The sequence below is a fragment of the Dietzia sp. CQ4 genome (assembly GCF_014145125.1).
Taxonomy (GTDB): Bacteria; Actinomycetota; Actinomycetes; order Mycobacteriales; family Mycobacteriaceae; genus Dietzia; species Dietzia natronolimnaea.
The window spans coordinates 35,280-42,273 of sequence record NZ_JAALDZ010000033.1; the positions used below are offsets into that span (position 1 = coordinate 35,280).

Sequence of the window (6,994 nt, forward strand, 5' to 3'; positions counted from 1 at the left end):
GATCCGGTGAAGTATGCTTCAAACTATTATCATCAATTACGGAGCGGGGCAATAGTCACCGCCGGACCCCCGGGAGCCACCGATGGCCGAATCCAGCGAGTCGCGACCGCTCAGCGGCATCCGCGTGGTCGAACTCTCCAGCTTCGTGGCCTCTCCCCTGTGCGGGCTCACGCTCGCCCAGCTCGGCGCCGAGGTCATCCGCGTCGACCCGGTGGGCGGCGCGGCGGACGTGCACCGCTGGCCGCTCGCCCCGGGCGGAACCTCGATCTACTGGACCGGCCTCAACAGGGGCAAGTCCTCGGTGACCCTCGACCTCCGTTCCGACGAGGGCCGGCAGTCGTTCCGGGACCTCGTCACCGCTCCCGGGGAGGGCTCGGGAATCCTCGTGACCAACTCCGCCGGCCGGGAGTGGATGAGCCATGAGCGTCTGGCCGCGGTCCGACCCGATGTCATCACCCTCGAACTGCTCGGACGTCGCGACGGCCGCCCCGGGGTCGACTACACCGTCAACGCCGCCCTCGGGTTCCCCGCGATCACCGGACAGGACGGCGGGCAGGGCGGTGGACAGGGCGGTGGACAGGGCGCCGGGCAGGTGGTCAACCACGCCCTGCCGGCCTGGGACGTCGCCGCGGGACTCCACGCGGCGCTGGCGGTGGTCTCCGCCGTCCGCGAGCGGGAGAGGACCGGCCGGGGCCGACGCATCGTGCTCCCGCTGGACGACGTCGCACTGGCCACCGCCGGCGCGCTGGGCTACCTCACCGAGCCGCAGCTCGACGGGTCCACCCGGCCCGCCGTCGGCAACTACGTCTACGGCACGTTCGGCAGGGACTTCACCACCGCCGACGGGGGCCGTGTAATGGTGGTCGCCCTGACCACCAGGCATTTCCACGACCTGGCGCGGGTGACCGGGACCCGGGACGCCGTCGACGCCCTCGAGTCGGCCACCGGCGCCGACTTCGGTACCGAGGCCGACAGGTACTCCTACCGGGAGGTCCTGGCCGCACTGTTCGCCCGATGGTTCTCCGCCCACACCACGGCGGAGGTCACCCGGGCACTGGAGGACTCGGTGGTACTGCACGAGCGGTACCGCACGTTCGGCCAGGTGGTGACGGAGGGCGATCTCGAGGCCAACCCGCTGTTCGCTGCACTGGATCAGCCGGGGATCGGCTCGTACCTCGCCGCCGCGCACCCCGCGACCTTCGACGGCCGGCACCTGGCCACCGGTCCCGCGCCGGACCTCGGCGCCGACACCGATCGCCTCACCGCCGATCGCCCCCGCGCTCCGATCGACTCACCGCCGATCGCCCCACCACCGCAGGGACCTGAGTCATGACCCACAAACCCGCCGCCCGCGACGGTGTCCCCGTGTACCTCACGGAGGAGCGGCTCGCGATCCGCGATCTGGCCCGCGACTTCACCGCCCGGGAGGTCCTGCCGGTCGCGAACCGCCTCGACCCGGAGAAGGGAGACATCCCCGACGAGCTCCGGCAGAAGATGGCCGATATCGGCTTCTTCGGCATCATGATCGGCGAGGAGCACGGCGGGCTCGGCCTGGGCGTGTTCGAGTACTGCCTGGTCGCCGAGGAGCTCGCCCGCGGGTGGCTGTCGGTCTCCGGTCTCCTCGCCCGTGGCAACGGGATGGGCGGCGGGTTCACCCCCGATCAGGAGGCGCGCCTGCTCCCCCGCGTCGCCCGCGGCGAGTGGCTGGGCGCCTACGCGTTGTCGGAGGCCGAGGCGGGCTCCGACGTCGCCAACATCTCCTGCCGAGCCGTCCGCGACGGCGACGAGTGGGTGGTGAACGGCACCAAGATGTGGTGCACCTATGCCGACCAGGCGGACTACCTCGTGCTGTTCGCCCGTACCGACCCGGTCCGGGACCCGGCCAAGCCCCACCGCGGGATCTCCGCCTTCCTGGTGGAGAAGGATCGCGGCGTGTTCCCCGCGGGCATCACCGGCAACCCCGTCCGCAAGATCGGATACTTCGGCTGGCAGACCTGGGAGCTGTTCTTCGACGACTTCCGGTTGCCCGCCTCTGCGTTGCTCGGCGGGGAGGGCAGGGGCTTCTACCTGGCGGTCTCCGGCCTGGAGGTCGGTCGCGCCCACACCGCCGCCCGCGCGATCGGCCTGGCCCGCGCCGCGCTGGAGGACTCGATCGCCTACGTCGCCACCCGCGAACAGTTCGGCCGACCGATCGGCGAGTTCCAGTACCTCCGCTTCGAGATCGCCCGGATGGCCGCCGACATCGAGGCCGCGCGCCAGCTCATGTTCTCGGTGGCCACGGCCATCGACTCCGGGCGTCGCTGCTCGCTCGAGGCCGCCATGTGCAAGCTCGTGGCCACCGAGATGGCCGAGCGGGTGACCTCCCAGGGCGTCCAGATCCACGGCGGGGCCGGGTACACGACCGACTTCCAGGTGGAGCGGCACTGGCGCGACGCCCGGCTGACGCGCATCTTCGAGGGCACCAGCGAGATCCAGATGCGGATCATCTCGGATGAACTCCTCGGCCGCGACCACTGAGTACAGTCGCCACCATGAAGGCTGCGGTGTGCGTGGACACGGAATCCCCCCTGGTGCTCGAGGACATCCCGATCCCCGAACCCCGGGAGGGCGAGGTCCTGATCCACAACACGGCCTGCGGGGTGTGCCACACCGACCTCCACGTGATGAAGGGCGAGGTGGGGTTCCCGCTCCCCGGGGTCCTGGGGCACGAGGTCTCCGGAGTCGTCGCCGAGGTCGGCCGTGGCGTGACGGCGGTCCGCCCGGGTGACCGCGTGGTGGGCTCGTTCATCATGCCGTGCGGGTGGTGCGAGAACTGCGCCCGCGGGATGGAGGACCTCTGCGCCACCTTCTTCGAGTACAACCGCCTGCGCGGGACCCTGTACGACGGCGAGACCAGGCTTCACCGCGCCAACGGAGAGCCGCTGTCCATGTACTCGATGGGCGGCCTGGCGGAGTACAGCGTCACGCCCGCCACCGCGGTGTTCACCCTCCCCGAGGAACTGGATCTGGCGGATTCGGCGATCCTGGGGTGCTCGCTGTTCACCGCCTACGGTGCCGTGCGGAACGTCGGGGATGTCCGGACCGGTGAGTCGGTCGCGGTCGTGGCCGTGGGCGGCGTCGGGCAGAACATCGTCCAGCTGGCCGCGGTGAGTGGCGCCGAATCCGTCATCGCCGTCGACGTGGACGAGGAGAAGCTCGCCCTGGCGCGGCGCATGGGTGCGACCCACACGATCAACTCGCGCGAGATCGATGCGACCGAGGCGGTCATGGAGATCACCGGGGGCCGGGGCGTCGACGCCGCCTTCGAGGCGCTGGGCTCGGCCGCCACCACCCGCCAGGCCACGGACATCACGCGGGAGGGCGGCAGGGTCGTCGTGGTGGGCATCCCGCCGGCCGGGACGGTGCTGGACGTCGACCTCGCGCGGGTCGTGCGCCGCAAGATCCAGATCAAGGGATCCTACGGCGCCCGCGCACGTCAGGACGTACCCGCGCTGATCCGGCTGCTCGCCGCGGGGAGGCTCGACCTGAGCAGTGTGATCTCCCGGCGTGTGGGCCTGGAGCAGGCACCGGAGACCTACCAGGCCCTCGATCGCGGTGAGGTCCTGGGCCGGGCCGTCGTGCTCACCGGGGCCTGACCCGCAGCACAGCCCCCGCCGCAGCACAGCCCCCGCCGCGACGCCCCCCTCGCCGGGCATCCGCACTCGCGCACGTACGCCCACAACGCAGCCGCCCCCGACGATGGCGTCTGGCGTGCGCAGATGCGCAGGCCGGAGTTCATCGCGGGGGGCGGCTGTGAGTCACCGGGCAGCCGCTCGCGCGGATGCACGCCGGCTGGGGATGCTGGGCCGTCAGAGCAGTTCGATGATGGTGGCGTTGGCCTGGCCGCCGCCCTCGCACATCGTCTGGAGGCCGTACCTGATGCCGTTCGCCTTCATGTGGTGGACCATGTCCGTCATGATGCGGGCCCCGGAGCCGCCGAGCGGGTGGCCGAGGGCGATCGCGCCACCGTTGGGGTTGAGCTTGGCCGGGTCGGCGCCGGTCTCGGCGAGCCACGCCATCGGCACCGAGGCGAAGGCCTCGTTGACCTCGAACACCCCGATGTCGTCGATCGTCAGCCCGGAGCGCTCGAGAGCCTTGGCCGTGGCCGGGATCGGGGCGGTGAGCATGATGACCGGATCGTCCCCGGCGAGCGTGGCGGTGTGGACACGCGCGATCGGCGTGCATCCGTACCTGGCGGCGGCCTCCTCGCTCATCACCAGGATCGCGGCGGATCCGTCCGAGATCTGCGAGGCGTTGCCGGCGTGGATCACGCCGTCGGACTTGAACGGGGTCTTGAGCCCGGCCAGCCCCTCGACGGTGCTGCCCCGGCGGATGCCCTGGTCGGCGTCGAAGACCCCGTCCGGGGTGGTCACCGGGACGATGTGCCCGGCGAAGAACCCGGCGTCCTGCGCGGCGGCGGCCTTCTCGTGCGAGGCCACGGCGAACTCGTCGAGCTGCGTGCGGGACAGCCCCCACCGCTCGGCGATCATCTCGGCGCCGACGCCCTGGTTGGGCATGGTGCCGTCGTAGCGGCCCAGGAAGTCCTGCCCGTACGGGATGCCCTCGCCGGTGATCGAGCTGCCCATCGGCTGACGGGTCATGGACTCGACGCCGCCGGCCACCACCACGTCGTGGTAACCGGATTCGACCACCGCGACGGCGAAGCTCAGCGCCTGCTGCGAGGAACCGCACTGGCGGTCGATGGTCACGCCGGTGACGGTCTCGGGCCACCCGGCGGAGAGCACCGCGGTACGCGCGATGTCCCCGGTCTGCTCGCCGGCCTGGGTCACGCACCCCCAGATCACGTCCTCCACGATCCCCGGGTCGACCCCGGCGCGCTCGACCAGAGCGTTCAGCACCGTGCCCGACAGATCGGCCGGATGCACCCCGGCCAGTCCACCCTTGCGCTTGCCCACCGCGCTGCGCACGGCCTCCACGATCACTGCACCCATGTGCGTGTCCCTCTCTCGAACGGTGAGTATCCGGTCTCGTCCGACCGGGTCTTGTCAGTGTTGCGCATCACGTTCAGCCGACGTACGGCGGCGTGCGCCTGAGCTCGCCACGCGCGATGGTGCGGCGATGCACGGCGTCCGGGCCGTCGACGATCCTCAGGGCCCGCGCCCAGGCGTAGAAGTAGGCGAGCGGGGTGTCGTCCGAGACACCGGCCCCACCGAAGACCTCGATCGCCCGGTCGATCACGGTGCACGCGACCTGCGGCGCGATCACCTTGATGGCCGAGATCTCGAACCGGGCCTCCTTGGCGCCGACGGTGTCGATCATCCACGCGCAGTGCTGGACCTGCAGGCGTGCCTGGTCGATCTCGATGCGGGAGTTGGCGATGTGCTCCTGGACCACGCCCTGCTCGGACAGGTACCCGCCGAAGGCGTGCCGCGACTTGGCGCGGTCGACCATCAGGGCCAGGGCCCGCTCGGCCATCCCGATGGCGCGCATGGCGTGGTGGATGCGGCCCGGCCCGAGACGCGCCTGCGCGATCGCGAAACCGGCGCCCTCCTCGCCGAGCAGGTTCGACGCTGGCACCCGGACGTCCGAGAAGACGAGCTCGCAGTGACCGTGCTGGTCCTGGTAGCCGAACAGCGGGAGGTTGCGCTCGATGGTGAGCCCCGGGGTACCGCGCGGGACCAGGACCATCGACTGCTGACGGTGCGTCTCGGCGGTCTCGTCCGTCTTGCCCATGACGATGAAGATCTCGCAGCGCTCGTCGGCCACTCCCGTGATCCACCACTTGCGGCCGTTGATCACGTACTCGTCGCCCTCGCGGCGGATGACGGTCTGGATGTTCGTCGCGTCGGAGGAGGCCACGTCGGGCTCGGTCATGGCGTAGGCCGACCGGATCCTCCCCTCCTTGAGCGGCTCGAGGTACGCGGCCTTCTGCTCGTCGGTCCCGAACAGGTGGAAGGTCTCCATGTTCCCGGTGTCGGGAGCCTGCGAGTTGATGGCCTCGGGGGCGATCACCGGCGACCAACCGGAGATCTCCGAGACCGCGGCGAACTCGAGATTGGAGATGCCGGACCACTCGGGCAGGAAGAGGTTCCACAGCCCGCGACGCCGCGCCTCCGCCTTGAGGTCCTCCATGACGGGCGGGTGCTCGTGGTCACCGTGCGTGCGCAGGTACTCGGCCCACACCGGCTCGGCGGGGAACACATGCTCGCGCATGAACTCCCACATGTTCTCCTGCAGCTCGACGCTGCGCTGGCTGTGCGCGAATTCCATGGTGATGTCTCCTGGGTCGAGAACTGGTGAGGTAGAGGACTAGTGAAGGGTCATGCCGCCGTCGACGGTGAGGGTCGACCCGGTGATGAACGACGAGGCGTCGGAGGCGAGGAAGAGAAGGGCGGAGTCGAGCTCCGGTTGCAGACCGAGCCGACCGAAGATCGTCCGTCCGGTGATGTCGGCGAGCATCGTCTCGGGGATCTCGTCGGTCATCTCCGAGGCGAAGTACCCGGGGGCGAGCGCGTTGACGCGGATCCCCCGCCGGCTCCCCCACTGGGCCGCCAGGTCCCGGGTCAGTCCCAGGACGGCCGCCTTGGAGGCGGAGTAGGCGGCCTGCGGGGCGAATCCTGCGGTCAGGCCCAGGACGCTGGCCACGTTGACGATGCTCGAGCCGGGCTCCATGACGGTCGCGCACTCCTTGGCCGCCCAGTAGGCGCCGTGGAGGTTGACGTCCACCACGCCCCGGAACTGCTCCGGGGTCTCCTTGAGCGCGGGCACGGCGGTGCCGATGCCGGCGTTGTTGACCAGGACGTCGATCCGCCCGTGGGAGTCCATGGCCGAGCGGACCATGGCCGCACACGCCTCGGGGTCCGCGACGTCACAGGCCACCGTCGACGCCGTTCCGCCGGCCGCGCGGAGCTCCTCGGCGAGTGCGTCGAGGCGCTCCCGTCGGCGGGCGGCCAGGACGACCGTCGCGCCGGCGGAGGACAGGGCGCCCGCCGAC

At 70.9% G+C, this 6,994-nt stretch carries 6 protein-coding genes; 3 read left to right on the forward strand and 3 right to left on the reverse strand.

Annotation, left to right across the window (positions count from 1 at the left end):
• Window positions 1–82: 82 nt before the first annotated feature.
• The 3 genes from G6031_RS02450 to G6031_RS02460 are packed head-to-tail and all read left to right on the forward strand — an operon-like array spanning window position 83 to window position 3,635.
• Window positions 83–1,333: a CoA transferase gene (locus G6031_RS02450; protein ID WP_182652333.1), complete on the forward strand. Its 1,251-nt coding sequence runs from the start codon at window positions 83–85 to the stop codon at window positions 1,331–1,333.
• Window positions 1,330–2,517, forward strand: coding sequence for an acyl-CoA dehydrogenase family protein (locus G6031_RS02455; protein ID WP_182652334.1), 1,188 nt, complete (start codon window positions 1,330–1,332; stop codon window positions 2,515–2,517). Before G6031_RS02450 ends, G6031_RS02455 begins: the two co-directional genes overlap by 4 nt.
• A gap of 14 nt (window positions 2,518–2,531) precedes the next feature.
• Complete coding sequence (locus G6031_RS02460; RefSeq protein ID WP_182652335.1) at window positions 2,532–3,635, forward strand: zinc-binding dehydrogenase; 1,104 nt, start codon at window positions 2,532–2,534, stop codon at window positions 3,633–3,635.
• A 213-nt stretch (window positions 3,636–3,848) separates the two neighbouring features.
• Here the strand turns inward: G6031_RS02460 and G6031_RS02465 are convergent, their stop codons facing one another.
• The 3 genes from G6031_RS02465 to G6031_RS02475 all read right to left on the reverse strand — a co-directional run.
• On the reverse strand, window positions 3,849–4,991 hold the full coding sequence (locus G6031_RS02465; protein WP_179525666.1) for a thiolase family protein: 1,143 nt from the start codon (window positions 4,989–4,991) through the stop codon (window positions 3,849–3,851).
• A 73-nt stretch (window positions 4,992–5,064) separates the two neighbouring features.
• A complete protein-coding gene (locus tag G6031_RS02470; RefSeq protein WP_182610103.1) occupies window positions 5,065–6,270 on the reverse strand; it encodes an acyl-CoA dehydrogenase family protein in 1,206 nt (401 codons plus the stop codon).
• A gap of 39 nt (window positions 6,271–6,309) precedes the next feature.
• The coding region (locus G6031_RS02475) for an SDR family oxidoreductase (protein WP_182652336.1) at window positions 6,310–6,994 on the reverse strand (685 nt) is incomplete at its 5' end.